Here is a 23,996-nt window from a genome sequence, read left to right as displayed (position 1 = left end):
CATTGGCCGAACTGTTCAAGCTGCTCAAGCTTGCGCCATTGCCCCGATGGGTGACGCCAGCGCTGATCGTCCTTGGCTTGGCTGCATCGTTGGCGGAGACGGTCGGAATTACCCTCGTGCTCCTGTTCTTTTATTTCGCCATGGGGCAGGTGGAGCTTGCGACGTCCACCGGCGGCCTCCTGGGCGAAGCGCTCCGGTATGCGGTGAACTGGTTTCACAGCTCGACCGAAACTGCTGTCGTGCTGCTCCTTCTGATTGTCGCGCGTGGTGCTCTTTCCTTCATTAATACGCTCATTAGTGCGCGTGTTGGTGAAAAGATCAACGAAGCCGCGCGCAACCGCGTTCATCTGCAGTATCTGTCGACCGCGTATTCGTTCTTTCAACGCCATGACGAAGCATATCTCATGGAGGTGTTGGGAACCGAGACATGGGTGATCTCCGGAGCCTACGCCAGCCTTACGCGCATTATCGTGAGTTCGTGTTCGATTTTTCTCTTCGCGTCGTTTCTGCTGGCGCTTTCGATCAAGGTAACCCTCCTCGCCATCGTTGCCTCAATGCTTGTATCGGCCGGATTGCGTCATCTTTCGTTGCCGATGCAGCAGTTGGGCGCCGGCGTTAAGATGGTTCATCAAAGACTGGGAGAGCATATGCTGATGACACTCCAGGGTATGCGCACGATCCGCGCATATGGCCAGGAGGAGATTCACCAGAGACGCTTCGAGCAGGCGTCGACGCAGGCCCGACAGGTCGCGCTGCGGCTTGCGCGTCTGTCCGCTCTCGTCTCGCCTCTGACGGAGGTGGGGTATCTAGTCGTGTTGTTTCTCGTTATTGCCTTCGCCGATATGTGGGGAATCGGATTCGCGACGAGCTTGACCGCGGTCGCGCTGCTCTATCGATTGCAGCCGCATATGCGAGACCTGGAAGGGAACCTGCTGTATATGGCGCAGATCGAACCCCAACTCCGGTCCATCCGGAACATGCTGTCGACGGATGACAAGGAGTACCCGAAGGCTGGGCACGTGGCGATGAGTACGCTGCGGGAGGGCATCTCATTTCGCAACGTGACGTTCCACTATGATGCCGGAGCCGAGCCCGCCCTTTCGGATGTTTCGTTTGACATTCCTGCGGGAAAGACCACTGCGCTCATTGGAGCAAGTGGCGCGGGCAAGACCACGATCGTGAATCTTCTGCTGCAGCTCTATTCTGCCAACGAGGGTGTCGTACGGGTTGATGGTCGACCCATCGAAGATGTTCGCCGGACCGACTGGCTCGGCATGCTCGCGATTGCGGGCCAGGATGTCGATCTGATCGAGGGCACCGTGATCGAGAATGTTCGGATGGCCAAGAACGATGCCTCCGAGGAAGAGGTTCGGCAGGCGTTGCGGATGGCAGGCATTTCAGAGGTCGTCGAGGCCCTGCCCGACAAATACGACACGTGGATAGGACAACATGGGCTGCGGTTCTCGGGCGGTCAGCGTCAGCGTCTTGGACTCGCACGAGCGATTGTGCGCAATCCGAAGTTCCTCATCCTTGACGAAGCGATGAGCGCGCTCGATCTGACGCTCGAGGACAGTATCCGATGCGCGATCCAGAAGCATTTCAAGAGCCGAACCTTGTTGCTCATAACGCATCGCCTGGAGTCCGTGCGCGATGCGGACCATGTGGTGTGTATTGAAAATGGCCGAGTTCGCGCGGAGGGACCTCCGGCGATAGTCCTGGCGCATTCGAGGGGCGAGCGTACACGGAACTTCGCGAGCTGAAAATCGATCAGCGCCGGCGCCGAGTTCCCCTTCCAACAGCCGGCATGGTGCCCAAAGCGAGGCCGGGTTCCGCGTGCGCTCATTGGTGATGGGCCGTGCATTGAACTTGCCTGGTTGAGCCGCGCCGACTTCACATGAGCTCGTAATGTTACGGCGTCTCTTTCCGTTGCCGGCAGATTCCCCCTTCATGCTTCAAATTGTGTCGAATCCGTAAGGCCGATTTGAAGGTCGGCGTAGTTCGCTACTACGCAAAGGGAGCACGGCACTCATCATGACCATAATCAATGGAACCGCAGATTCTGACGTCCTGTTCGGCGGCACAGGCAATGATCTCTTAACCGGGAGAGCAGGCAGCGATATCTTTGTTGTCTCAAAGGGCTACGGTTCCGATACCATCAGCGACTTTCAAGCGGGCATCGGTGGCGACGTCCTGCGGGTGCAGAATTACGGTTTTGCCACGTTTACAAGCTTCATGTCGGCCGCAAAGCAGATCGGCACTGACGTGATCGTCACGCTCTCGTCCACTGAAACGCTCACATTACAGAACATTGCGCTTTCCTCGTTCACGCCAGCAAACGTTGTCCTCGACAATCCGCTTCCAGTAAGCGCTGCGCCGAATACCCCTTGGACTACGGTTGGTACCGGGGGGACGCTCACGGGCGGTGCGATGAACGACTCGCTGCAGGCGATGGGCGATGGCGTCACGTTGATTGGCGGCGCGGGCGACGACTCCTACTTCATGTACAATCACGGCACGAAGGTGGTGGAGCTCGCCGGTCAAGGCATCGACACCATCTATGATGGTATGATCGACGGCTACAGCCTCGTTAACGCGCCGAACGTCGAAAATCTCACTCTGGGCGATAAATACGACTCTCCCGCCGCCGGCAACGATCTCAACAACATCATCATCGGCAACGCCGGCAACAACATGATCGATGGCGGTAAGGGCAACGACGTCCTCACCGGCGGGGGCGGCAGCGACACGTTTGTCATCAGGGCCGGCAACGGAAATGACATCATCACCGATTTCCAAACTGGTGCCGGTGGGGACGTCCTGCAGGTCAATGGCACGAGCTTCAAGACGCTTACCGACGTCACGGCCGCCATGCAGCAGGTCGGCACGGATGTCGTTCTATCGCTTGGAAACGGCGAAAAAATTACCCTTGAAAACACGGTCGTTCAGAATTTCGTCGCCGCCAATGTCAATATCGTCACCGCGCCAACGGGATTGGTTCAAACATTCGGCGACGACTTCAACTCGCTCTCGGCCGGCCAGGATCCGCATCTTAACTGGAAAACGAACTACGCCTGGAGCGGCGCTGCAAGTTACTCGCTAGCGGGTGAGCAAGAGGTTTATGTCGACCCGAGCTTTGCAGGTCTGCCGGGGACGCAGGCCTCTAGTCCGTTAGGTCTCAATCCGTTCTCCATCCAGGACGGCCATCTGGTCATCACCGCAGCACCGATTCCATCGAGCGACGCAGCCTATGTTGGCAATCATGTTTTCTCGTCCGGATTGATCACGACCGAGAACAGCTTCGTCCAGACGTATGGCTACTTCGAGATGAAGGCCTCGCTGTCCGGCACTCAGGGCGCATGGCCTGCTTTCTGGATGTTGCCGATCAACACCCACGGTCTCAAGACGGAACTGGATGTGCTTGAAGCACTGGGCAAAGATCCTGACCAGGCTCATTGGGGCTTTCTTTCGTCCACCACCTCAAATCAAGGATATTGGGCGAATACGGCGAACCTGACGGCCGGCGACCATACCTTCGGTGTGGAGTGGACGCCGTACACGCTGAGCTACTTTGTCGATGGAGTCGAGGTCGGGCAGGTCGCCACTCCATCGGACATGAACACAGCCATGTACATGATCGCCAATCTGGCGATGGGCGGAAGCTGGGCCGGCAACGCAGATCCAAGCGCAACCGCGCAAATGAACATCGACTATATCAAGGCCTACCAGCTGCCGGAGTATACGCTCGCCAGCTATACGCTTCTGGCCAGTGGAACTCCAACGAACACCATCGCGGGTACGGCAAGTGCCGACACGTTGACTGGGACCAGCGGCAATGATCTCCTCGGCGGCGCAGGGGGCGCCGATATGATGACCGGCGGGCTTGGCGACGATACCTACATCGTCACCGATCCCGGCGCCAAGGTGGTCGAGAGCTATGGCGGCGGGGTGGATACCGTCCTTTCTTCCGTCACGTACAAGCTGCCCGATTACGTTGAGAATCTGACGCTGACCGGTTCGGCCGCGATCGACGGCACGGGCAATTCGGAGTCCAACATAATCGTCGGCAACGATGCGTCCAACGTGATCACCGGTGGTCTCGGAAATGACATTTTGACCGGCGGCGGTGGCGCCGACACCTTCGTGATCAACTCGGGCGATGGTTCGGACATAATCACCGACTTCACGCCGGGATCGGCTGCGGGGCACGACGTCATTCAATTGAACGGTTTTGCGTTCACTTCACTCAACGACATCAAAGCGGCGATGACGCAGGTCGGCAACGACGTGTACTTCGCGTTGACAAGCCAGGATACGCTGGTTCTTCGCAACACCACGATTTCGGCGTTCACCAGTGATGACTTCCAATTGCCGGGAGCTTTGCCGGTAGGGGGAACCATTACATCCTGGATCAATGGATCGACCAGCAGCCATATTGTCTACGGTACCGCTGCGAACGACAAAATAACACCGGTAAACAGCGACGACACAATGGTCGGATGGTCCGGTGACGATACCTATGTCGTCGGCAGTCCAAATCAAAAGATCATCGAAAATCCGGGCGGTGGCATCGATAGCGTCGAAGCCTGGGTGTCCTATACGCTGCCGGCAAATGTCGAAAATCTGACGCTGATGAAGGGGGGGCTGACCGGCATCGGCAACACGCTCGCCAACCGGATGGTAGGCTCCAGTGGCAACGACGTCCTCAATGGAGGCGGCGGGGACGACTGGCTCTATGGAGGTTCGGGCAACGATACCTTTGTTTACGGTATCGCGAGCGGCCACGACACCATAGCGGACTTCCACGTCTTCACGAGTTCGACTGCAGAGCACGACAAGCTGATCCTGAAGGGCTACGACGCGAGCGCGTATCTGACGAATGTGGGCGACGAGTGGACCGTTCACTACGCAGGGGGAGCCGACAGTTTCCGAATTGCCGGAGTGACACAACTGTCGTCGTCGGACTACTCGTTCGTCTCTCCTACTGGCGCCTCCATGACCATGGCCGGACTTACGGCGCCGACGATCTCGCTCGCTTCTCCCGGCACGCTGGGCACCGGGGGACTGACCAACGCAAATCATTTGATCTTGACCGGATCCGCACAGGCTGGCGTTACGATCAAGGTGTTTGACCAGACATCCCAGATTGGTGTGGCGACCGCTGACAACAACGGTGGTTGGAGCTTCACCACTGGCACGTTAGCGGACGGAAGCCACTCGTTTACGGCGGTCGCTGCTGATGGAGTGGGTGATCTCAGCGCTATATCGACCAGCGTGAATGTTCTCGTTGATGCAACCGCGCCAGCCGCGCCGAGCATCGCTTCGTTTTCGCCAGACAGCAACATCGTCGGAGATGGCATTACGAACGCCAATCAGTTGACTCTGACTGGCGCTGCAGAGGCAGGCAGTCAGGTCGAGATATTTGATGGATCGACGCAGGTCGGCATCGCGGCTGCTGACGCCAGTGGCAACTGGTCGTTTGCGACCAGCACGCTGGTCGACGGGATCCATGCCTTTACCGGCAAGGCCACGGACACCGCCGGCAATGTCAGCGCTTCGTCAGGCGGGTTGAACGTCACGGTCGATACACTTGCACCGGTTGCACCGATCCTGACCTCAGGTACACCTGCCGCTTCAAGCGCCATGGTCGTTTCCGGGACGGCGGAGGCGGGAAGCACTGTCAGGCTGTACGAAGGCGCGACCCAGCTCGGCACGGGCACGGCCGGAGCCAGCGGGGCTTGGAGCATCACCACGGGATCGCTCGCGACGGGCCAACATGGCCTGACCGCGACCGCAACCGACATCGCCGGCAATTTGAGCCAGCTCTCGAATGTCTTCAGCGCTGCCATTGGCGCGGTGATCGAAGCCGCCGGCGCGACAACGCTCACCAAGGTGGGAAGCAACTTCTACCTTTCGACGGCCGGGTCATCGGTTGTGTTGAAAAATGGCGGGACGGCGGTTGTCGCAGGGCAGCTTGGCGCATGGGTGCCTGTGGGCGCGGAGGCTTCATCGAGCGGTTATCTCGTCGCTTGGAAGATTTCCTCCACCGGCCAGTTCGCGATCTGGAATACCGACGGCAACGGCAATTTCGTATCCAACTATTTGAACAAGGTATCTGGAACCGACTCGGTGCTTGAGTCGAGCGAGACCCTCTTTCACCAGGATCTCAATGGCGATGGCGTGATCGGTGTTCCCTCGACCGCCACGGCGGCGGCGTCTATCGCGACAACAATTGCTGGAACGACAGTCGAGGCATCCGGCTCAACGAGCCTGGTTGCGGTCGGACAGAATTTCTCGTTGGTCTCGATGGCCGCCGGAACTGGACCAACGTTGAAGTATGGCGGCGTCGCGGTCGTACCGGGACAGTTCGGCGTCTGGACCCCCGTGGCGGCAGAGCAGACGTCCACAGGCTATGACGTGGCCTGGAAGATTCCGGCCACCGGCGAATTTTCGGTATGGACCACCGACGGCAACGGCAATTACTTATCGAACCTGCTGAACAAGGTATCCCCGACCGACGCGTCGCTCAAGGCGGCGGAAACGACGTTTTATCAGGACCTCAACGGCGACGGCGTAATCAATACGTCGTCGACCGTCCTCGAGATTTCCGGAAACGTCGCATTGAAGCTCGGCAATATGACGCAGGCCGCGACGATCGACGCAGGCGCCACACTCGAATTGTCCGGCGCCGCTTCCGGATCGATCACCTTCAAGGCCGCGACGGGTAACCTGACGCTGGACCATGCGGCGGAATTTACGGGGACGCTGATCGGTCTGGCCGGTGACGGCACCAGCGCCAATTCCAACCATCTCGATCTGAAGGACATCGTGTACGGTGCAGGGACGTCGGCTTCGTTTTCGGGCAGCACGGCCGGTGGCACGTTGACCGTGGTCGACGCCCAAAATCACACGGCACATATTTCGCTGGTTGGTGATTACACCAAGTCGAGCTTCAATCTCTCGAGCGACGGAACGGGCGGCACGCTGGTCATCGATCCCCCGAAAGCCAGCTTTGATTTCGCGCCGGCTCCGACGTCACAGTCTCCAGCAACGGCACCGGCCGCCACTGCGGCGCGCCTGGGAGGCGACGGATTTGCTTTCGCGCAGTCTGCCGCTCCGAAGGACGCCTATGAGTTCGTTAACGAGGCATTCCATGAATTGGCCAGGGTCGCGCACCTCGCGGAGACCAGTCGCACAGATGCCGACTTCGGCCATCATCAGGTCGACGTCTTTGACGCGGTGGCCGCGATCGATGCCCATCTGGCGGAGTTGCATAACTTCATCCTTCGCTGACCGATAAGATTGTGAAGCGGATTGTCCAAACGAGGATATCCGGGTCCGGGACGATAGCCCGAACAGGCCAAGATCCCGACCGTTGAAAAGAGCCTGAGAACGAGCGTGGACAGGTAAAGCGCCCAATAATTCCTCAAGATGATCACGGCGACGATCCCTGCGACAACAGAAGCGGTTGGCGCTACGACATCCAGAATCGCCAGGGCCTTGAACCGGCACTCTCTGGCAACAACCACGATCTTGCGACCTAGCACGACGCGATCACCTGCGGCCCGGAGATCCTTCCACGTCAGGACACCGGAGTAGCCATGGAGGCTGTGGAGAAATTGATCCGCGAGACGGATCATTTTTTCCGCGTCCATCCCCGGGTCAAGGACAACAACAGCTTCTACGCCTATCCGCACCTCATGCTCTCAAATCCATGGATGTACCGCGAATTCAACAAGCTGACCATGGACGACGTTGTTGTTGCCTATCACTACGTAGTGGAATCAGCATGCCTCGGTCTTGCGGACAGTAAACTTGTGCGCGACGTTCGGCAGCGAACGGACTATCGAATTGAGACAAGATAGCGATGACGAGATCTGGGTGGTCTATGACGGCGAATGCCCGTTATGCAGCCGTTATGTTCTGCTGTACCAGTTGCGGGAGCGGGGGCGGCGGGTTCACCTGATCGACGCGCGATCGGATCATCCGATTGTAGGCAATATCCGCGCGCGTAACCTCGATCTCAACGAGGGCATGGTGGTTCGCTGGCGTGGGCAGTATTACTATGGGGCCGAGGCAATGCATCTGCTGGCAACGCTTGCCGGCGAGGCGACTTTTTTCAACCGGATCAATCGGCTCGTGTTCTCCCGGCCCCGCCTCGCAAGGGCACTTTATCCGTCACTCGCGCGCGGAAGGAAGCTCCTCCTTCGGCTTCTTGGCCGCAAGCTGATCGGTGAGATCTGATCAGAGCGTCCTCCATAGCGAGACACAAATGTGCGGATCATCCCCAGAATATCAGCCGACGACTTCTGTGCGGCGTGGCTTGAGTCAGCACGTCACAAGCGGAATGGGAACTATGACCGGCGCTGTACCGGCTGGAAGATCCCGGCAAGACATGGCGGGAACCGATCGTGAGGCCCAGACAGACGCTCTGTCGGCGATATCCATCCGCGGCGCGCGATTAAGCAGGTTTGAAGGCTGATCCGGGAGGACGCGATGCCGTACGATGCGAAGAAGTCCTCTCCTAGGCCGGTGATTTGATTAGAATGCGACCCGTGATTCAGGCAATGGCGGGGATGCCTCCGACTGCACATGATCGAGCACCGAGAGGTTCTCCACGAGCAGCCGGGTCAGCAAGCTCGCGAAATAGACGACCTGCATTACCACCGCGCTGACGAGGAATGCTGTCGCGCCGGTTACCAAGCCCTGCTGCGCGCCCAAATACCACGCTGGAACCAGGATTAGCATTGTTGCAGGAATCAGGGTGAACGCGCGGAAGAAGCGTCCCAGAAGAAGGCCCGCCACGCCGCTTGCTACTATCAGCAAGACCAAAATTCACCCTCCTGCATTTGCGGCGTCAGAGATGTCCTGGAAAGGATCTCGCCGCATTCCAACCACAGAATGGCTAGAAAGATAACACTTTCCGACTGCGTCTGCTAGTCAATTGCTGGGCGCTCTGCTCGACGTACGGCATCGTTTTTTGGCTTGAAAGCGCTATGCAACATTATTGATGTTCGGTTCCATCCTCGCCCCGCTGCGCGTCGGCTGTCGCCCGGCATGCCACGCAGCGAGATCAGCTCTGACTGAGTGGGCGGGAACGAAACTGATCGATGCGCAAGTGATGTTGGATGCAGCGATCGGTGCAAACGCGCAGCGGGATGTCGCGCGAAGCATTGGCTGCTTTCACCTATCCGCATCACTTGAACAGTCCGCCGGCACGACTACGCTTCCTGCACGAAGGGAGCCCAGGCGAGCTCGAGCCGAGATTGGCAAGGGCTGGCGGACACGGCGAAAGACTTCCGACCAAGCCGATAGAGCGGACTAGCCTTCCTGCCTGCGCCCCTGCAGCAATGCGACCAATTCCTGAAGGCTCTGTTCGATGGTTGCGGGCTGCAAAGATCCGGCCTCCGGCTGAGGCCGGTGGTGAGTCTGGACCAGATGCAAATTTGCGGCGGCAGGTCTCGCGGGTTTGGCTGGCTTTGACTGGTGAATGAATATGTCCTGAAACGAGCGCGTGATGTCGTGGTTCGACCGCTGCCTTTCAGGCATCGGCGGTTCAGACGCGGCATGTCGCGCCCGCGTGATGTCATCCGGAGATTGCGAAATGTAGGGTTGGAATTTCAGGTATTCTGCGTGCCGTTTGCGGGAGACCAGCCCACGCGTGCCGTAGCCGGCAGCGAAGCCAATCGCGAGCAGAACAAATATAATAACGAGCCCTACCATCAACTATACGCGCTCTCATGATTCTGCCCCAAAGCCAGCCTGCTGCCGTCTATATCCTGTAATTGACTATTTGAAGGCACGGTGTTCGCCGTGTCTATCTTGGGCTGCGCTCGTTTTGGAATTGTGTCCTGATGCGACTTGATGTGTCAGAGCTGTCGATCGACGGACCGTTCAATCTGGCCGGTATCGTTAAGTAGCAAACCACGAAATGCTGAGATCGCCGATCTTGTCGTTACAATCTCCAGATTCCGTCACCATAGCAGAAAGCGGCGCGCAGAAGATCGGAGCGGTCAACGGTCTTCGTGGACTCGCGATCATGATGGTGATCGTCTTTCACCTGTTCGTTCCGTTTACATCCAGCACGCCGTCGTTTCCCGGTGAGCTTGATCCGAACGGCCTTCTTGCCATTGTCGCGAAGCACGGCTTCTTGGGCGTAAATATCTTTTTTGTGCTCTCTGGATTCGTTCTGTACCTTCCCTATCGCACGAGAAAGAGAGCGATCACTCGGTTGGCGGACTTCCCGGATTTCTATTGGCATCGCGCTAGCCGGTTGCTTCCGCTTTACTACATCGTCGTCCTCGTGACGGTTGCACTCCATTCCAAGTCACCCGCTGGATCGCACGCCTGGTATCTGGAGCTCGGCGGACTTCTATCGACACTTTTCATTTTTGTGCCGCACGGGTTTATGCCCCCCTCCAATCCCGTGTTGTGGTCCGTTGCTGTTGAAATCTGGTTTAGCCTTTTGTTTCCGTTGCTGGTCCTTATGATCGCGCGATGGAGTCTCGAAAGGCTGGTGCTGTCCAGCGTGGTTATCTGCTCAGCCTTCGTGGTGCTCGGCCATCTCATCGCAGTCGATCGGATCGGCGTATTTCGTCCGTTTGTGGGCGGCATCTTCGGGTCGTGCTACCAGTTCATTTTCGGGATGTTGGTTTGCGATCTTTACGTCAAGTCCAGGGACAGCGTCCCGCTCAGGCGATTCCATTGTCGCATGCTTCTGCCCGGGGTCCTGCTGATGATCGCCGCCATATATATCAAGGACAACGGCCCCTGGGCCGTGAGCATTCTCTACGCGACGATGTTTTGCGCCGGGTTTTCCATGGTGTTGCTCGCGGTCCTGTCCGGAGCGTGGTCCGCAAATCGCGTGTTCGAGGCATGGGCAATTCAAGTGGTCGGATGTATGTGCTACAGCATTTACGCATGGCATTCGTCCATCATGGTTGAGATGATCCCGCCCGATACGTCATCGTTGAAAGACACGCTTCGATTGTCGTTGCCATATCTCGCAATCGTGATCGCCCTAAGTGCTTTGAGCTATCGCTATATTGAGTTTGGCCATCAGCGCGATTGGAGAGCCTTATTCTTGTTGCGTAGCCAGAAGTCCAACGAGCTCACCCGGGCATCCGGTCGCGATCATGCCGGGTCTAAGCCTGTAGCATCGTCCTGAAGGTCCAAGCTGCGACCTGCATGCCGGCGACGTACCAGGTCTGGCACCTGTTGTCGTCCGGGTTGCATCGACGAATTTTGTACGGACGGTCCGTGCGCGCGGTGTGCCTTGCCATGGCGCCGCCACGCAAGTTCACGCTAGTATTGGACCGAGAGCTTCTCGGGGATAAGAGACATGAACGAAGACATTCACGTGGTTCGAAGCGGAGCGCTGAGCGCGACCATCAAGGCGCAAGGGGCCGAGCTGTGCTCCCTGAAGCATGAGACAGGCCTCGAATTCATCTGGCAGGCGGGTGCGGAATGGCCCCGCCATGCGCCGCTTCTGTTTCCGATCGTCGGCCGGCTCAAGAACGATGAGCTGCACTATGGCGGCAAGGCCTATCGGCTGACCCAGCATGGCTTTGCGCGCGACCGGCGCTTCACATGGCTCGAGCGATCCTCGTCGCGTTGTGTACTCGAACTCACCGACGACGCGGCGACGCGCGCGCTCTATCCCTTCGCCTTCCGGCTGACCGTGACCTGCACGCTCGACGGCGCGGGACTCGAATTCGGCTTCACGATCACCAATACAGGCGAGGACATCTTGCCGGCCTCGCTCGGCGGCCATCCGGCGTTCAACTGGCCGCTCGAACCTGATATGCCGAAGGAGCGCTATGTGCTCGCCTTCGCGCAGGACGAGCCGCATCCCGTCCGCCGGCTCGAAGGTGGACTGCTGCGTGAGGCGACAGAGCCGAGCCCGGTCCGCGAGAGGGTGCTCGGCCTGTCCGAATCCTTGTTCGCCGCGGACGCGGTGATCTTCGATCGCCTCAACGGCACCTCGGTCCGCTACGCGGCCGGGCAGGGAGCATCTCCGGCTCCTTGGGTGGAGATGTCCTGGAGCGGCTTCCGCGAGCTCGGCGTCTGGTCCAAGCCAACGGGCGCGCCGTTTCTCTGCATCGAGCCATGGCGCGGCTATGCGAGCCCTGCGGACTTCGACGGTGCGTTCGATGAGAAGCCAGGGCTGATGCATATCGCGCCCGGCGCGGAGGAGACGCTGTCGTTCCGGATCAGGGTCGGGATCAAGTAGTTCGAGAGAGGCCGGATCCGCCGCGCGGCTCGCTTCGCACTTGCGCTAGGCATTCGCCGTGCGGTGTTCTCTCACCGCTGATATTGTTTGCGCACGCCGAGGCGCGTACTATCGCGCCATGTTCGCTGGGGCTTTCAAATGCTTTGTGAATGAAGGTTCACATCGCGACGCATTGCGTTGCGAGCCCATCTGCACGGCTGGCTCCTGCTTGCACCGTTTTGATGACGTCGAACGTGCAGGGAAAGGCTGACGCCATGGCCGGCTCCGTATCCCAGGACTTGCATCGCCCGGATCGCATCGTCGTCGTCGAGGACGAGGCGGTGACCCGCGCCATGCTGGTTGGCTATTTCAGCAAGAACAATTTCAACGTGGTCGGTGCCGGCTCCTGCGCGGAATGCCGCCAGGCGCTACGCGTCCGCACCGATCTTGTCTTCCTCGACGTCCAGCTGCCCGACGGTGACGGCTTCGAACTGGCCAAGGAAATCCAGGCGCTCAGCAATGCCGGCATCATCTTCGTCACGCGCCGCGACACCGACGCCGACCGCATCCTCGGGCTCGAGGTCGCCGGCGATCATTACGTGACCAAGCCTATCAACCTGCGCGACCTGCTTGCGCGTGCGCGCAGCGTGCTGCGGCGGCGCTCGATCGATCGCAAGGCGGCGCGCTGCCACAACTCGATCGCATTCGGCGACTGGATCATCGATCTGATGCGCCGGGAGCTGATGGACGGCGACAGCAAGCCGGTCCCGCTCACCCGCGCCGAGTTCGATCTGCTCGCCGCCCTCGTCGGCGCTGACGGCCGGCCGCTCAGCCGCGACTACCTCATCGAGGTCGTCAGCAACCGCCAGACCGAGGTCGATGTGCGCACGGTCGATGCGCTGGTGGCGCGGCTGCGCCGCAAGTTGATTGGCAGCGGAACGCCCGTGATCGCAACCGTCACCGGCGTCGGCTACAAGCTCGCGATCACCGAGCGACTCTAGGCAAGACGCGGCGCCTGCTAGACTAGCCCGTCCGTTGACCGCTCGCGTGCGCCCGCACACGATGATGGAACCCGCGTTGCGGTTGTGCTCAACAGTTCTTGAAATGTGTGGTAGTTCACACTACCGGGGCGGCAGATCGGGCCAGTGTTTGCCGCGTCGATGGCGGCAGGCTTTGCCGCGGCATCGATCCACACCAGCCCATGGAGGCAACATTGAGCCACGCTGCAGACAAGGAAGATATCGTCCGCAAATTCCTGGCATCGCGAGCGTTCGACTTCGCCGCGTTCGGAAAGTTCGTCGCCGAGAACGGCGCGAGCCTTGCCAGCGGCCGCGACGGCGAATTTGGTTTCGTCATCGGTCACCGCGTCATCCGCTATTGCATACCGCCCCAGGTGGAGGTGACCGAAGAGATCGATCCGGCCGTCCTCCGCAACGAAGTCACCGGCCGCTGACGCGAGCCTGATCCCCTAGCGCGGCTTTGGTCCGCCGTGGCGCGACAGCTCCGCGGCCACCCATCGGGAGGCGGTATGCAGCATCCACAGCAAGGCAAGGTCGCGCTAGATCACAAACGCGACGGCGGGCTCACGCCGGATCCGGACTTTCGCCAGGACTTTCGTGAGGACTTTCGCCAAGACCTGCGGCGACGTCTGCGTCTAGCGATGCGGATTGCCGCGCGCACGGTTCAGTTCCTCGGCGAGCACGGGTTTGACGGCTCGGATCTGCCGGAGGGCAACTTCGCCGCAGAGAAGCCGCTCGCGGAAACGGCCATGCTGCTTCACATCGCAGGCCGGCATGCCTCAGATGCCGGCATTCGCCACGCGATCGACGCGCTGCTTGGCGAACTCCTGCCCTGCGCGCGCTCTCAGCAGATGCGCTGGGATGTCGCGCGCTATCCGTCGGTCTGCCTCCAGCTCGCGACCCCGCACATCATCCTGAGCACGTTCGGTCATCCCGACGACGCCTTCGACACGCTGCTCGCGCAAAGCTGGTCGGCGTCGGCGCGGCCGGGCCATGAGGTGGTGCCCTATCGCGAGCTCGAGATCGGCTGGCTGCTGGCGCTTTGGCTCGACGATCCGCCCGGACCCGACTTCGCGCAAGTCGCGCGCAAGACCGCGCTCGGCAACGCGATCGATCTGCTCAACGGCACGCGCGAGGATGCCTATGCGCACACCCATGCGGTGATGTATTTCACCGATTTCGGCAACTGGCAGGTCAGGCTGCCGCGCCCGAAGGAGGAGTTCCTCGATGAATCGGCGGCCGTGCTCGCTCGCGCGCTGGTGGTCGAGGACTATGACCTTGCGGCCGAAGCGCTGATGGCTTGGCCGCTGCTCTCGTCCGCCTGGAGCCCTGCCGCAGCGTTCGGCTTCCGCGTCGTGGCCTCGCTCGAGGACAAGGTCGGTTTCCTGCCGGCGGGACGGTCGGCGGCGAGCCAGCTGCTGCGCCTGAGCGGTCACGACAAGACAAAATGCGCGCTCGCGACGTCCTATCACACGGCCTATGTCATGGGCATGCTGTGCGCGGTTGCGCTCAAGGCCGGCATGACCTCGCCGTTCGCGATCGCCGGCCGGTGCTATCCGAGCACGCTCGCGGCAGATCTCTACGCGCGCATTCCAAAGGCCGGCGCGCATTGGGAGCAGCTGTTCGAGGACTTGGCGGCGGACGAGCAGGCCGCACTTGTCCCCTTCCTGCTCGAAGTCGCGCTGATGCAGGCGAGCCGCAGGAGCGAGGCCGCCGAGATGGCTGATCTGCTTCGCCTCGCCGTCACCCACGGCATGGCCAACACGACGCTCTGCGCCCAGGCAGCCGAATTCCTGGCGCGGCTTGGTGTGCTCGTCGGCGGACGCTGAAGCGTCAGCGCGCGGATGCGGCCTGGCCGCCGGCGAGGTTGTCGTCGACGGCATAGAGACTGCAATCGGCCGCCCATTTGCCGCAGGCCGCGAGCGCGTCGCGCTGCGCGGCGTCGGTCGTGGCGCGGCCGGAACGCCAGCCGAAGGCGCCTTTGGACGCGACCGCGAACGCCTTGTGCGGATTGAAGCTGGCGAGATAGCGCGAAAACTCGTCCTTGCCCGAGCCTGAGAGCTGCCCTGGCACCGGCAGCGGATCCGGCAGGCTCACCGTCTCGCGGCTGCCCAGCCCGCGCTCGCGCAAAAATGCGTCGACCGGCGGCGTCCAGAGCGGGCGCGTCACGGTTGAATAGAGATAGTGGCCGTCATCGCCAAAGGCGGGCGCATCAATGAAATTGGCATTGCCGCCACTGCTGCGAAACGCCTCATAGAATCGATGCGCCATCGCAGGTGCGAAGAACTGGTCGTTTGCGGCATAGACCCACAGCATCGGCACGCGCGAAGTCTTGCCGAAGGTCGCGAAGGCCTGCACGAGGTCATCCGGATTGCAGACGAAATTGTCGCTGGAGGAGCCGCGGCCGCCGGCAAAGTTGATCGCGGCGACGAGCCCGGGCGGGGCCTGCGCAGTCAGTGCCACGGTGGCAAGGCCGCCCGCGGAATGGCCGACGGCGATCATGCCGGCTGTCGTGACGTCGTTCCGTCGCGCCATCGCATCGATCGCCGCGCGCAGGTCGGCGACCGCAACGGCGGTGGCCGGCAGATAGGCGGCACGGGCGCAGGGGCCGAGGCTGTCGACCCGGTCGCCCGGCGAGGTGCCATAGCCGCGCCGTAGCACGATCAGCGCGGCAAATCCGCGCCGGGCGAATTCCAGCGCAATGGCATAATATTTGTGCGCCGACATGGTCGTCCGGTCGTCGAAGTGCCGCGGCGTGCCATGGCTCAGCAGGGCAAGCGGATAGCGCTTGGACGCGGCGGGCCGCACCAGGAAGGCCTCGAGCCCCTGCGGTCCTGCCGCCGCCATCGGGATGCGGAGATCCTCGGTGTAGAACTTGGCAGCATTCGCGTGAGCTGCTACGCCTGCGATTGCGAGCAAACAGAGCACGGGCACGAGCCGGCGCGCGAGGTCCATGGGCGGGATGATGCTCCGTGACCGCACGAGACCATAGCAGAGCCGCACGATCCGGCGAACCGGCGTTCACCGGATTTGCCAGCCGCCGGTCTCAATCGCTCACTTCAGCGTCGCCAGATAGGCGATGACGTTGCCGCGATCGCCTGGGTCCGGCAGCCCCTTGAAGAACATCTTGACGCCGTGGACATCGCCACGGGGGTCAGCGAGGTAGGTGTCCAGGGCGGTCGGTGTCCAGGCCTCCTTGTTGGCCTTCATCGCCTCCGAATAGGCGAAATCGGGGACAGCTGCGGGCTTGCGGCCGACGACATTCCAAAGACTTGGGCCAACCTTGTTCACCCCGATCACGACCGCGTGGCAGTTTGCACAGGTTCGTTCGAAAACAACCTTCCCGGCGGTCGGATCGACCTCCGCGGCGAGAGCTGACGACGCGACGCTCGCCAGCATGAGGGCAAAAATCTGACGTCCAATCATCTCGAATCTGCTCCCCTTGGGATCCGCCGGGAAACTCCCGCAACTCCCGGCACTTCAACAGGAAGCAGCCTGCCGATGCGGCGCGGCAGCGTCTTTGTCCTGCATCAATCGACATCCGGCACCAAAGTACGAGATCGCCCATTGACCCCTGGCGATGGATCGTCCCGCGGTGGATGGGCGTTGTCGGTTGGTCGTCGGCTGGTGTGTGGCTCTGGCCGGTCCGGCAATCGGCTTGGCGATGGCTTGCCCGATGGTATGGTGACGCAGTCGTTTGAAAATTGCGAGGAGTTGCAGTGGCAGAAGTCGATCCCGCGGCGGGTAAGCCGGTTGCGCCGAGCGCGCTTGCCAATGTTCCAAGGCTTGTCACGGCCTATTTCGCCAACAGGCCTGATCCGGCCGACCCGGCGCAGCGGGTGGCATTCGGAACGTCGGGGCACCGCGGCACCTCACTGAAGAATTCGTTCAACGAGGGTCATATCCTCGCGACGACGCAGGCGATCTGCGACTACCGGCGCGAGAAGGGGCTGACCGGTCCGCTGTTCATCGGCATCGACACCCACGCACTCGCCGAGCCTGCGCTCGTCAGCGCCGTCGAAGTGTTCGCCGCCAACGGCGTTGACATCATGGTCGATCGGGCTGGAGGCTACACGCCGACCCCGGCGGTCTCGCATGCGATCCTGTCCTATAACAAGGGGCGGACGAGCGGTCTTGCCGACGGCGTCGTCATCACGCCGTCGCATAATCCGCCGGAGGACGGCGGCTACAAATACAATCCGCCGCATGGCGGTCCCGCTGACACAGACGTCACTGGCGTAGTCGAGAAGCGCGCCAATGCCTTGCTCGCCGATGGCCTCAAGGGCGTTGCGCGCATGGACTACGCGAAGGCACGCAAATCCTCGTCCGTCCACGCGTTCGATTTCGTCACGCCTTACGTCGCCGATCTCGGCAATGTCGTCGATCTCGAGCTCGTCAGATCAGCCGGCGTCAACATCGGCATAGATCCGCTCGGCGGCGCGGCCGTGCATTATTGGCACCCGATCATCGAGCGCTACGGCCTGACGGCGACGGTCGTGAACGAGGCGATCGACCCGACCTTCCGCTTCATGACGGTAGATTGGGACGGCAAGATCAGGATGGACTGCTCCTCGCCCTACGCCATGGCGAGCCTGATCCGGATGAAGGACCGCTTTGACGTCGCCTTTGCCAACGACACCGATGCGGACCGCCACGGCATCGTGACGCCGACCGGCGGATTGATGAACCCCAACCATTATCTTGCGACCGCGATCGCCTACCTGTTCGCGAACCGGCCGCACTGGGGCGGGGACGCTGCGATCGGCAAGACCGTGGTCTCGAGCTCGGTCATCGATCGTGTCGCCAAGAAGCTTGGCCGCAAGCTGGTCGAGACGCCGGTCGGCTTCAAATGGTTCGTCGATGGCCTCGTCACCGGCTCGTTCGGCTTCGGAGGTGAGGAGAGCGCAGGGGCCTCGTTCCTCAAGCGCGACGGTACGGTGTGGACCACCGACAAGGACGGCATCATCCTCGGCCTGCTCGGGGCCGAAATCCTGGCGAAGACCGGCCGCGACCCGAGCCAGCTCTTTGCCGACCTCACCGCCGAGCTCGGCGTGCCCCATTATGAGCGGATCGACGTCGCGGCGACCGCGGCCCAGAAGAGCGTGCTGAAGTCGGTGACCCCCGAGCAGCTCGGGCTGAAGGACCTCGCCGGCGACCCCGTCCGCGCCACCCTCAGCAAGGCCCCCGGCAACGGCCAGCCCTTCGGCGGCATCAAGGTCGAAACCGATTTCGGCTGGTTCGCCGCACGGCCCTCCGGCACCGAGGATGTATACAAGATCTACGCCGAGAGCTTCCGCAGCACCGATCACCTGCACCGCATCCAGCAGGAGGCCCAAGCGGGATTGACGAAGGCGTTTGGGGCCTAGCTCGGCGAGCAGCTTCGTATCATCGGCGACAGAAGTGCGCCTCTCTCCAGGCGGGAGGTGCGCTCCGGCGCGCTTCTGCAAAAATCGAAAAACAACCCCATGCAAAGGAGGGGCGGTCCTGCCTTCCAGGACATCGCTTTTTTTTGGCGATGCTGGGAAAGGCTGGACGGATTTACGACAACTGCCAAGCTCGACGTCTAGTGTATACAATTCTTAGATAAGAGGTATTTTGTTACTTATATTTTCCCGCTCACGCCTGATAATGTATACAGAACGTATTCATACAAGCCTTGGGAGAGAGACCTGTGACAAAACCCTTCCCCATGAATGCCTGGTACGCTGCCGCCTGGGACGCCGAGGTCAAGCAGGCGCTGCTGCCGCGGACGATCTGCGGCAAGCATGTGGTGATGTACCGGAAAGCCGATGGCGGCGTGACGGCGCTGGAAGACGCCTGCTGGCACCGCCTGGTGCCGCTCTCCAAGGGCCGGCTGGAAGGCGACACCGTCGTCTGCGGCTATCACGGCCTGAAATTCAATCCGCAGGGCCGCTGCACCTTCATGCCCTCGCAGGAGACCATCAACCCGTCAGCCTGCGTCCGTGCCTATCCCGCCGTCGAGCGCCACCGCTTCATCTGGCTGTGGATGGGCGATCCCGCGCTGGCCGATCCCGCGCTGGTGCCGGACATGCACTGGAACGACGATCCGGCCTGGGCCGGCGACGGCAAGACCATTCACGTGAAGTGTGACTATCGCCTGGTGGTCGACAATCTCATGGATCTCACGCACGAGACCTTCGTGCATGGCTCCTCGATCGGCAACGAGGCGGTCGCCGAGGCGCCGTTCGATGTCACCCATGGCGAGAAGACCGTTACGGTGACGCGCTGGATGCGGGATATCGAGCCGCCGCCGTTCTGGGCCAAGCAACTCGGCAAGCCCGGCCTCGTCGACCGCTGGCAGATCATCCGCTTTGAAGCCCCGTGCACCGTCGCCATCGACGTCGGCGTGGCGCCGGCCGGCACCGGCGCGCCGGAAGGCGACCGCTCGCAGGGCGTCAACGGCTTCGTGCTCAACACCATCACGCCCGAGACCGAGAAGACCTGCCACTACTTCTGGGCCTTCGCGCGCAATTATCGCCTTGGCGACCAGCGCATCACGACCGAGATCCGCGAGGGCGTCTCCGGTATCTTCCGCGAGGACGAGGTGATCCTCGAAGCGCAGCAGCGCGCGATGGACGAGAACCCCGATCGCGTCTTCTACAACCTCAACATCGATGCCGGGGCGATGCGGTCGCGGCGGCTGATCGACAAGATGGTCGCGAAGGAGACCCAGCCGCAACATCTCCAGGCCGCGGAGTAGGTCATGGCCGAGCGCGAGGTCGATCGCTCCGTCTCGCAGACCGTGAAGGCGCAGCTCGCGCTGCGCGACCAGATCCTGTCCGGGGCCTTGCGTCCCGGCGAGCGCATCTCCGAGCTCCAGGCGGTCGAGACCACCGGCGCCTCGCGCACGCCGGTGCGCATGGCGCTGGTGCGGCTGGAGGAAGAGGGCCTGCTGGAGGCGATCCCCTCCGGCGGCTTCATGGTGAAGGCCTTCTCCGAGCGCGACATCCTCGATTCCATCGAGCTGCGCGGCACGCTGGAGGGACTCGCCGCACGCTTCGCCGCCGAGCGCGGCGTTTCCGCGCGCGAGCTCGAGCCCTTGAAGGAGTGCCATGCGGCGATCGACGAGCTCCTGCGCCAGATCCCGATCTCGGTCGATGCTTTCTCGTCCTATGTCGCGCTCAATGCGCGCTTCCATGCGCTGCTTACGGAATTGTCGCGCAGCCCGCCCCTGATCCGGCAGATCGACCGCGCTTCCGCGCTGCCGTTCGCTTCGCCCAGCGGCTTCGTGATGGCGCAATCGGCGCTGCCCGAGGCGCAGCAGATTCTGATCATCGGGCAGGAGCATCATCGCGTCGTGATCGACGCGATCGAGAACCGGGAAGGCGGGCGCGCCGAAGCCATCATGCGTGAGCATGCGCGGCTCGCCGTGCGCAATTTGCGGCTTGCGCTGCGCAACCGGACGAATCTGGACCTGCTGCCGGCGCTCGCGCTCGTCAAGTCCGCAACCGAATAGGGCAGTCATGCGATTCATCGAAACCTGGACTCCGGCGACGCTGGTCGAGACGCGCGATCTTTCGCCGAGCATTCGCGAATTCCTGATTCTGCCGGATCAATTCGACGGCGCCGCCTATCCTGTCGGCAGCCACATCAACGTCACCGTGAGCATCAACGGCCAGCCGGAGACGCGGTCGTATTCGCTGGTCGGCGAGGCTGATCCCCGTGGTTTCCGGATCGCGGTGCGCCGCGCCGAGGATTCCCGCGGCGGCTCACGCTACATGTGGTCGCTCCAGCCCGGCGCGCGGCTCGACGTCACGTTGCCCTCGTCGCTGTTGTCGCTCGACTGGAGCCGCAAGCATTATTGCCTGGTCGCCGGCGGTATCGGCATCACGCCGATCGTCGGGGCCGCGCAGGCGCTGGTCCGGCGCGACGCCGGTGTGACGCTGCATTATGCGGTGCGCTCGCGCCACGACGCCGCCTATCTCGATCATCTCGCCGAGTTGTTGGGTGATCGTTTGGTCGTCCACGCCAGCGACGAGGGAGGGCGGCTCGACCTCGACGCGCTGTTCGCCTCATTGCCGCCGGAGGCGCTGGCGCTGTTCTGCGGCCCCATGCGCATGCTGGACGCCGCGCGCCATGCCTGGCTGGATGCGGGGCGTCCGCTCTCCGATCTGCGCTACGAGACCTTCGGCTCCAGCGGCTCGCTGCCGACGGAAGCGTTTCGCGTGCGCCTGAAGGGCTCGGACGTCGAGTTCGAAATCCCGCGCGAACGCTCCATGCTGGACGTGCTCAACGCCGCCGGCCACGAGGTGATGTACGACTGCAAGCGCGGCGAATGCGGTCTGTGCGCGATCGACGTCGTCGATATCGAGGGCGAGATCGACCATCGCGACGTCTTCTTCAGCGACCATCAGAAGCAGGAGAACCAGAAGATCTGCGCCTGCGTCTCCCGCGCGCGGGGCACCATTACGGTGGACACGCTGCACCGGGCGGACGCGATCTGACCAAACCAGGGCGCGTCCTCATGAATACGTCGCGTGCGTTTTGCCGTTGGCAACGCCTTGAAATTAGGGGGGCAGGAATGCTGCTGCTTTCTCAAGCTGGTCAGCGGGCACGGCTTCATCCGACCGCGCGAATACGACGCGGGAGGTCACGGATATTTCTGCGTCAGCCTTGCCGTCCTGGCCAATCAGGATGAGTCCGGCGCCGCCATTGGCTACGTTCAGGATGACCTGCTCGCCGCCCCACGTCTTGATCGGCTCCATTCCAATGATCAGAAATTCTCCCATGGGCTGGTCAAGATATTGAAGCCTCAATTGTGGGCCGGTCTCTGGGGCCGCAAGCCTAAAGCCCAGCTGCTTAGCGCGCGCGTAAATTGCAGCCAAAGTCACGCTATCTGTCGTAAAGCCGAGTTCGGCCGCCGATACGGTAACGAGCTCAACGTTCTTTTTTGTCGAACTGACGACGAAGGCCGGTCGTGCAAGAATTTCCGCAGCCAGCCCTCCGACGTTGCACCCGCTCGCATCCAAAGCGTTACGAAGGGCGAATGAATTTGCAAAAGTCCCGAGCGTAATCGTCTTCCACGCCGGGACATTGGCGGCTGAACTGACCAGAACTTCCGGCACACGCACCGAGGGAGCTTTCCTCAGCTTCAGCTGGTTCTGCAATACATCTCGTGCGGTGCATTGAGCTCTGGCTTCACTCGCGAATTGGAATATGCAAGCCGCGCAGAGCGCCACGCTCAGGAGATGACGGCAACGATGATATGCTCGTGTTAGACAACGTTGTAGCGGGTGGCAATCGACTTCACGATGAAAAATTTGCTCCACAGCAACCTCCCTTGCGCGAGGCGCGTACCAATGATCACACAATTGCTTTCAATATCTGTTGGCCCTGCATCATAACGGGCCTCTCAAAGTACTTGCGAGCTTAACACGCAGGCTCAAGCGTGGACATCGCAATATTGTGGGCTGTTGGGAGTCCTGACCCCGACAACTGTATTGACCGAATTTGCGAGGGCGCGAGCGCCGGTACCGCTCGTTCGGTGGTAAGTTGCACCCTGCGATGATGTCTGTGAGCAGCCAGCATGCTGTTGAAGGCAGTCGCTTCGCCATTATGCAGTCGCGCGTGATCAGGTGATTAATCCACCTCGCGCGATTCAAGTTGCCCGCTGCCCGCGCGTCCAAGTCAGAGACCCGTGAGTGAGGCCGCCGCCGAAGCGAGATGTACGCTTCGACGCGAAGGGCCACAAGCGGATCAGAAAAGTCGGTGAGTGAGAAAATGGGGAGAGCCTCAGCGGGAGAGAACGTATCTGTCCTGACAGTGAGAGCCAACGATGCTTGCGGTAGCGACTTTTTGAGTCGTGACTGCTTGCCAGTCAGTGAGTTTCGCACTCGGCATGCAGTTAGCCTAGGCAACACTACTGTTTCGGCGCGTCGAAATGCATGCCTCAAGTCACCTGGGCTATGGTAGACTAGCTCAAGGCGCGGTTGGAGAATTGCGAAAATGCCAATCAAGCTGCCCATTAGTGAAAGGGAATTACGGCGCGCTCGTCAAATCCTGAGTTCATGGACGCCTAAGCGGCTCTCAAGCGACGAAGCTGACATTATTGTAAGGATGATTGCACAGGGCATCGCGGAGGGCAGAAGATACGGTTTCGTGGAGGCAGAAGCCGAAGAGCCAGCTGCCGGCAGGAACCACCTCCAAGAGCTGAAGGACGATCTCGGCGCCAAGTTGTAACTGTGTGTGAGCATGTTTTTCGGCGAGCCGGTTTTGATCGGGCGTCTGCTTGCGCTCGCTTGCTTGTCGATCGAAGGGATCGCGCGTTCGGGAATCCGGAGATTGCGCAATGAGTACGGCCTATAGTGCAGCAGGGTGGGACAGAAGGCTCGCTTCTGCGCGGCGCGTCGTCAACTTCCTGGAGACATGTTGGGATGCATTTCAAGAACGGCGCAAACGCGAAAGACTGCGCGCCGATCTATTCGATCCTAATGACAGGGAACTGATGGACATCGGCATTTCGCGCGGCGAGATCGATTTTGTCGCTTCGAACCGAGGCATCGACCCGCGAGGTGTCCGATCGAATCCTCCAATAAACGTTTGATATCCGAAGCCGGGGATGACGGAAATTGGATACGACCGGACGTGCCAATTTCCCAAGGCTCGACCTCGCGCAGCTGTCGTCCTCCCGCCGTGAACAGACCCGTGCGCCCGGCTCAATTAAGCACGCCGCAAAAAATGACTTTGTCCCTTGTCCCAGGACCGTGTCATGCAACCAAAAAGATCTCACCCGAGTCGGTTCGAGCGGC

At 61.2% G+C, this 23,996-nt stretch carries 20 protein-coding genes; 15 read left to right on the top strand and 5 right to left on the bottom strand.

Going from position 1 to position 23,996, the window contains the following annotated elements; translation table 11 throughout:
• Window positions 1-2 precede the first annotated feature (2 nt).
• The 4 genes from QA640_RS34220 to QA640_RS34205 all read left to right on the top strand — a co-directional run bounded on the left by QA640_RS34220 (window position 3) and on the right by QA640_RS34205 (window position 8,241).
• Window positions 3-1,760: an ABC transporter ATP-binding protein gene (locus QA640_RS34220; RefSeq protein WP_283037206.1), complete on the top strand. Its 1,758-nt coding sequence runs from the start codon at window positions 3-5 to the stop codon at window positions 1,758-1,760.
• A gap of 271 nt (window positions 1,761-2,031) precedes the next feature.
• Window positions 2,032-7,290 carry an Ig-like domain-containing protein gene (locus QA640_RS34215; protein WP_283037205.1) on the top strand — a complete coding sequence of 1,753 codons (5,259 nt, stop codon included), beginning with the start codon at window positions 2,032-2,034 and terminating at the stop codon, window positions 7,288-7,290.
• 308 nt (window positions 7,291-7,598) lie between these two features.
• Window positions 7,599-7,862, top strand: coding sequence for a hypothetical protein (locus QA640_RS34210; RefSeq protein WP_283037204.1), 264 nt, complete (start codon window positions 7,599-7,601; stop codon window positions 7,860-7,862).
• 16 nt (window positions 7,863-7,878) lie between these two features.
• The gene (locus QA640_RS34205; protein ID WP_283037203.1) at window positions 7,879-8,241 is read left to right on the top strand and encodes a DCC1-like thiol-disulfide oxidoreductase family protein; all 363 of its coding nucleotides are present in this window, start codon (window positions 7,879-7,881) and stop codon (window positions 8,239-8,241) included.
• Between the two features lie 297 nt (window positions 8,242-8,538).
• Here the strand turns inward: QA640_RS34205 and QA640_RS34200 are convergent, their stop codons facing one another.
• Window positions 8,539-8,829, bottom strand: coding sequence for a hypothetical protein (locus tag QA640_RS34200; RefSeq protein WP_283037202.1), 291 nt, complete (start codon window positions 8,827-8,829; stop codon window positions 8,539-8,541).
• Window positions 8,830-9,318: 489 nt separating this feature from the next.
• Entirely contained in the window at window positions 9,319-9,723 is a 405-nt protein-coding gene (locus tag QA640_RS34195) for a hypothetical protein (protein ID WP_283037201.1), read from the bottom strand.
• A gap of 205 nt (window positions 9,724-9,928) precedes the next feature.
• Here QA640_RS34195 and QA640_RS34190 point away from each other — a divergent pair, with 205 nt between their 5' ends.
• The 5 genes from QA640_RS34190 to QA640_RS34170 all read left to right on the top strand — a co-directional run bounded on the left by QA640_RS34190 (window position 9,929) and on the right by QA640_RS34170 (window position 15,056).
• Window positions 9,929-11,164 (top strand): acyltransferase, encoded by a 1,236-nt coding sequence (locus tag QA640_RS34190; protein ID WP_283037200.1) that lies wholly within the window; start codon window positions 9,929-9,931, stop codon window positions 11,162-11,164.
• A gap of 174 nt (window positions 11,165-11,338) precedes the next feature.
• On the top strand, window positions 11,339-12,229 hold the full coding sequence (locus QA640_RS34185; protein ID WP_283037199.1) for an aldose 1-epimerase family protein: 891 nt from the start codon (window positions 11,339-11,341) through the stop codon (window positions 12,227-12,229).
• A gap of 254 nt (window positions 12,230-12,483) precedes the next feature.
• Entirely contained in the window at window positions 12,484-13,209 is a 726-nt protein-coding gene (locus QA640_RS34180) for a response regulator transcription factor (RefSeq protein WP_283037198.1), read from the top strand.
• A 212-nt stretch (window positions 13,210-13,421) separates the two neighbouring features.
• Window positions 13,422-13,661 carry a hypothetical protein gene (locus tag QA640_RS34175; RefSeq protein WP_254097319.1) on the top strand — a complete coding sequence of 80 codons (240 nt, stop codon included), beginning with the start codon at window positions 13,422-13,424 and terminating at the stop codon, window positions 13,659-13,661.
• 75 nt (window positions 13,662-13,736) lie between these two features.
• On the top strand, window positions 13,737-15,056 hold the full coding sequence (locus tag QA640_RS34170; RefSeq protein WP_283037197.1) for a hypothetical protein: 1,320 nt from the start codon (window positions 13,737-13,739) through the stop codon (window positions 15,054-15,056).
• A 4-nt stretch (window positions 15,057-15,060) separates the two neighbouring features.
• Here QA640_RS34170 and QA640_RS34165 read toward each other — a convergent pair whose 3' ends face one another.
• The gene (locus QA640_RS34165; RefSeq protein WP_283037196.1) at window positions 15,061-16,182 is read right to left on the bottom strand and encodes an alpha/beta hydrolase; all 1,122 of its coding nucleotides are present in this window, start codon (window positions 16,180-16,182) and stop codon (window positions 15,061-15,063) included.
• A gap of 99 nt (window positions 16,183-16,281) precedes the next feature.
• Window positions 16,282-16,653 (bottom strand): c-type cytochrome, encoded by a 372-nt coding sequence (locus QA640_RS34160; RefSeq protein ID WP_283037195.1) that lies wholly within the window; start codon window positions 16,651-16,653, stop codon window positions 16,282-16,284.
• 293 nt (window positions 16,654-16,946) lie between these two features.
• On the opposite strand from QA640_RS34160, the gene pgm reads away from it, so the two are divergent.
• From pgm to QA640_RS34140, 4 genes are all read left to right on the top strand, one after another.
• The gene (gene pgm, locus QA640_RS34155) at window positions 16,947-18,593 is read left to right on the top strand and encodes a phosphoglucomutase (alpha-D-glucose-1,6-bisphosphate-dependent) (protein WP_283037194.1); all 1,647 of its coding nucleotides are present in this window, start codon (window positions 16,947-16,949) and stop codon (window positions 18,591-18,593) included.
• A gap of 305 nt (window positions 18,594-18,898) precedes the next feature.
• The gene (locus tag QA640_RS34150) at window positions 18,899-19,948 is read left to right on the top strand and encodes an aromatic ring-hydroxylating dioxygenase subunit alpha (protein WP_283037193.1); all 1,050 of its coding nucleotides are present in this window, start codon (window positions 18,899-18,901) and stop codon (window positions 19,946-19,948) included.
• A 3-nt stretch (window positions 19,949-19,951) separates the two neighbouring features.
• Window positions 19,952-20,704: a GntR family transcriptional regulator gene (locus tag QA640_RS34145; protein ID WP_283037192.1), complete on the top strand. Its 753-nt coding sequence runs from the start codon at window positions 19,952-19,954 to the stop codon at window positions 20,702-20,704.
• 7 nt (window positions 20,705-20,711) lie between these two features.
• Window positions 20,712-21,692: a PDR/VanB family oxidoreductase gene (locus QA640_RS34140; RefSeq protein WP_283037191.1), complete on the top strand. Its 981-nt coding sequence runs from the start codon at window positions 20,712-20,714 to the stop codon at window positions 21,690-21,692.
• A 63-nt stretch (window positions 21,693-21,755) separates the two neighbouring features.
• Here QA640_RS34140 and QA640_RS34135 read toward each other — a convergent pair whose 3' ends face one another.
• A complete protein-coding gene (locus QA640_RS34135) occupies window positions 21,756-22,433 on the bottom strand; it encodes a hypothetical protein (RefSeq protein ID WP_283042969.1) in 678 nt (225 codons plus the stop codon).
• A gap of 760 nt (window positions 22,434-23,193) precedes the next feature.
• Between QA640_RS34135 and QA640_RS34130 the strand changes: the two genes are divergently transcribed.
• The gene (locus tag QA640_RS34130; RefSeq protein WP_283037190.1) at window positions 23,194-23,427 is read left to right on the top strand and encodes a hypothetical protein; all 234 of its coding nucleotides are present in this window, start codon (window positions 23,194-23,196) and stop codon (window positions 23,425-23,427) included.
• A 109-nt stretch (window positions 23,428-23,536) separates the two neighbouring features.
• Window positions 23,537-23,791 (top strand): DUF1127 domain-containing protein, encoded by a 255-nt coding sequence (locus QA640_RS34125; protein WP_283037189.1) that lies wholly within the window; start codon window positions 23,537-23,539, stop codon window positions 23,789-23,791.
• Window positions 23,792-23,996 lie beyond the last annotated feature (205 nt).

The organism is Bradyrhizobium sp. CB82 (assembly GCF_029714405.1).
GTDB lineage: Bacteria > Pseudomonadota > Alphaproteobacteria > Rhizobiales > Xanthobacteraceae > Bradyrhizobium.
Note: the sequence above shows the minus strand (reverse complement) of the source record. Positions and strands in the feature narration are given on the sequence as shown.

Bases quoted from the DNA above. Each gene is read 5' to 3' on its own strand.
- QA640_RS34215 (WP_283037205.1), top strand. From the start codon at position 2,032: ATGACCATAATCAATGGAACCGCAGATTCTGACGTCCTGTTCGGCGGC.
- QA640_RS34210 (WP_283037204.1), top strand. From the start codon at position 7,599: ATGGAGGCTGTGGAGAAATTGATCCGCGAGACGGATCATTTTTTCCGC.
- QA640_RS34190 (WP_283037200.1), top strand. From the start codon at position 9,929: ATGCTGAGATCGCCGATCTTGTCGTTACAATCTCCAGATTCCGTCACC.
- QA640_RS34185 (WP_283037199.1), top strand. From the start codon at position 11,339: ATGAACGAAGACATTCACGTGGTTCGAAGCGGAGCGCTGAGCGCGACC.
- QA640_RS34180 (WP_283037198.1), top strand. From the start codon at position 12,484: ATGGCCGGCTCCGTATCCCAGGACTTGCATCGCCCGGATCGCATCGTC.
- QA640_RS34170 (WP_283037197.1), top strand. From the start codon at position 13,737: ATGCAGCATCCACAGCAAGGCAAGGTCGCGCTAGATCACAAACGCGAC.
- QA640_RS34165 (WP_283037196.1), bottom strand. From the start codon at position 16,182: ATGGACCTCGCGCGCCGGCTCGTGCCCGTGCTCTGTTTGCTCGCAATC.
- QA640_RS34160 (WP_283037195.1), bottom strand. From the start codon at position 16,653: ATGATTGGACGTCAGATTTTTGCCCTCATGCTGGCGAGCGTCGCGTCG.
- QA640_RS34145 (WP_283037192.1), top strand. From the start codon at position 19,952: ATGGCCGAGCGCGAGGTCGATCGCTCCGTCTCGCAGACCGTGAAGGCG.
- QA640_RS34140 (WP_283037191.1), top strand. From the start codon at position 20,712: ATGCGATTCATCGAAACCTGGACTCCGGCGACGCTGGTCGAGACGCGC.
- QA640_RS34130 (WP_283037190.1), top strand. From the start codon at position 23,194: ATGCCAATCAAGCTGCCCATTAGTGAAAGGGAATTACGGCGCGCTCGT.
- QA640_RS34125 (WP_283037189.1), top strand. From the start codon at position 23,537: ATGAGTACGGCCTATAGTGCAGCAGGGTGGGACAGAAGGCTCGCTTCT.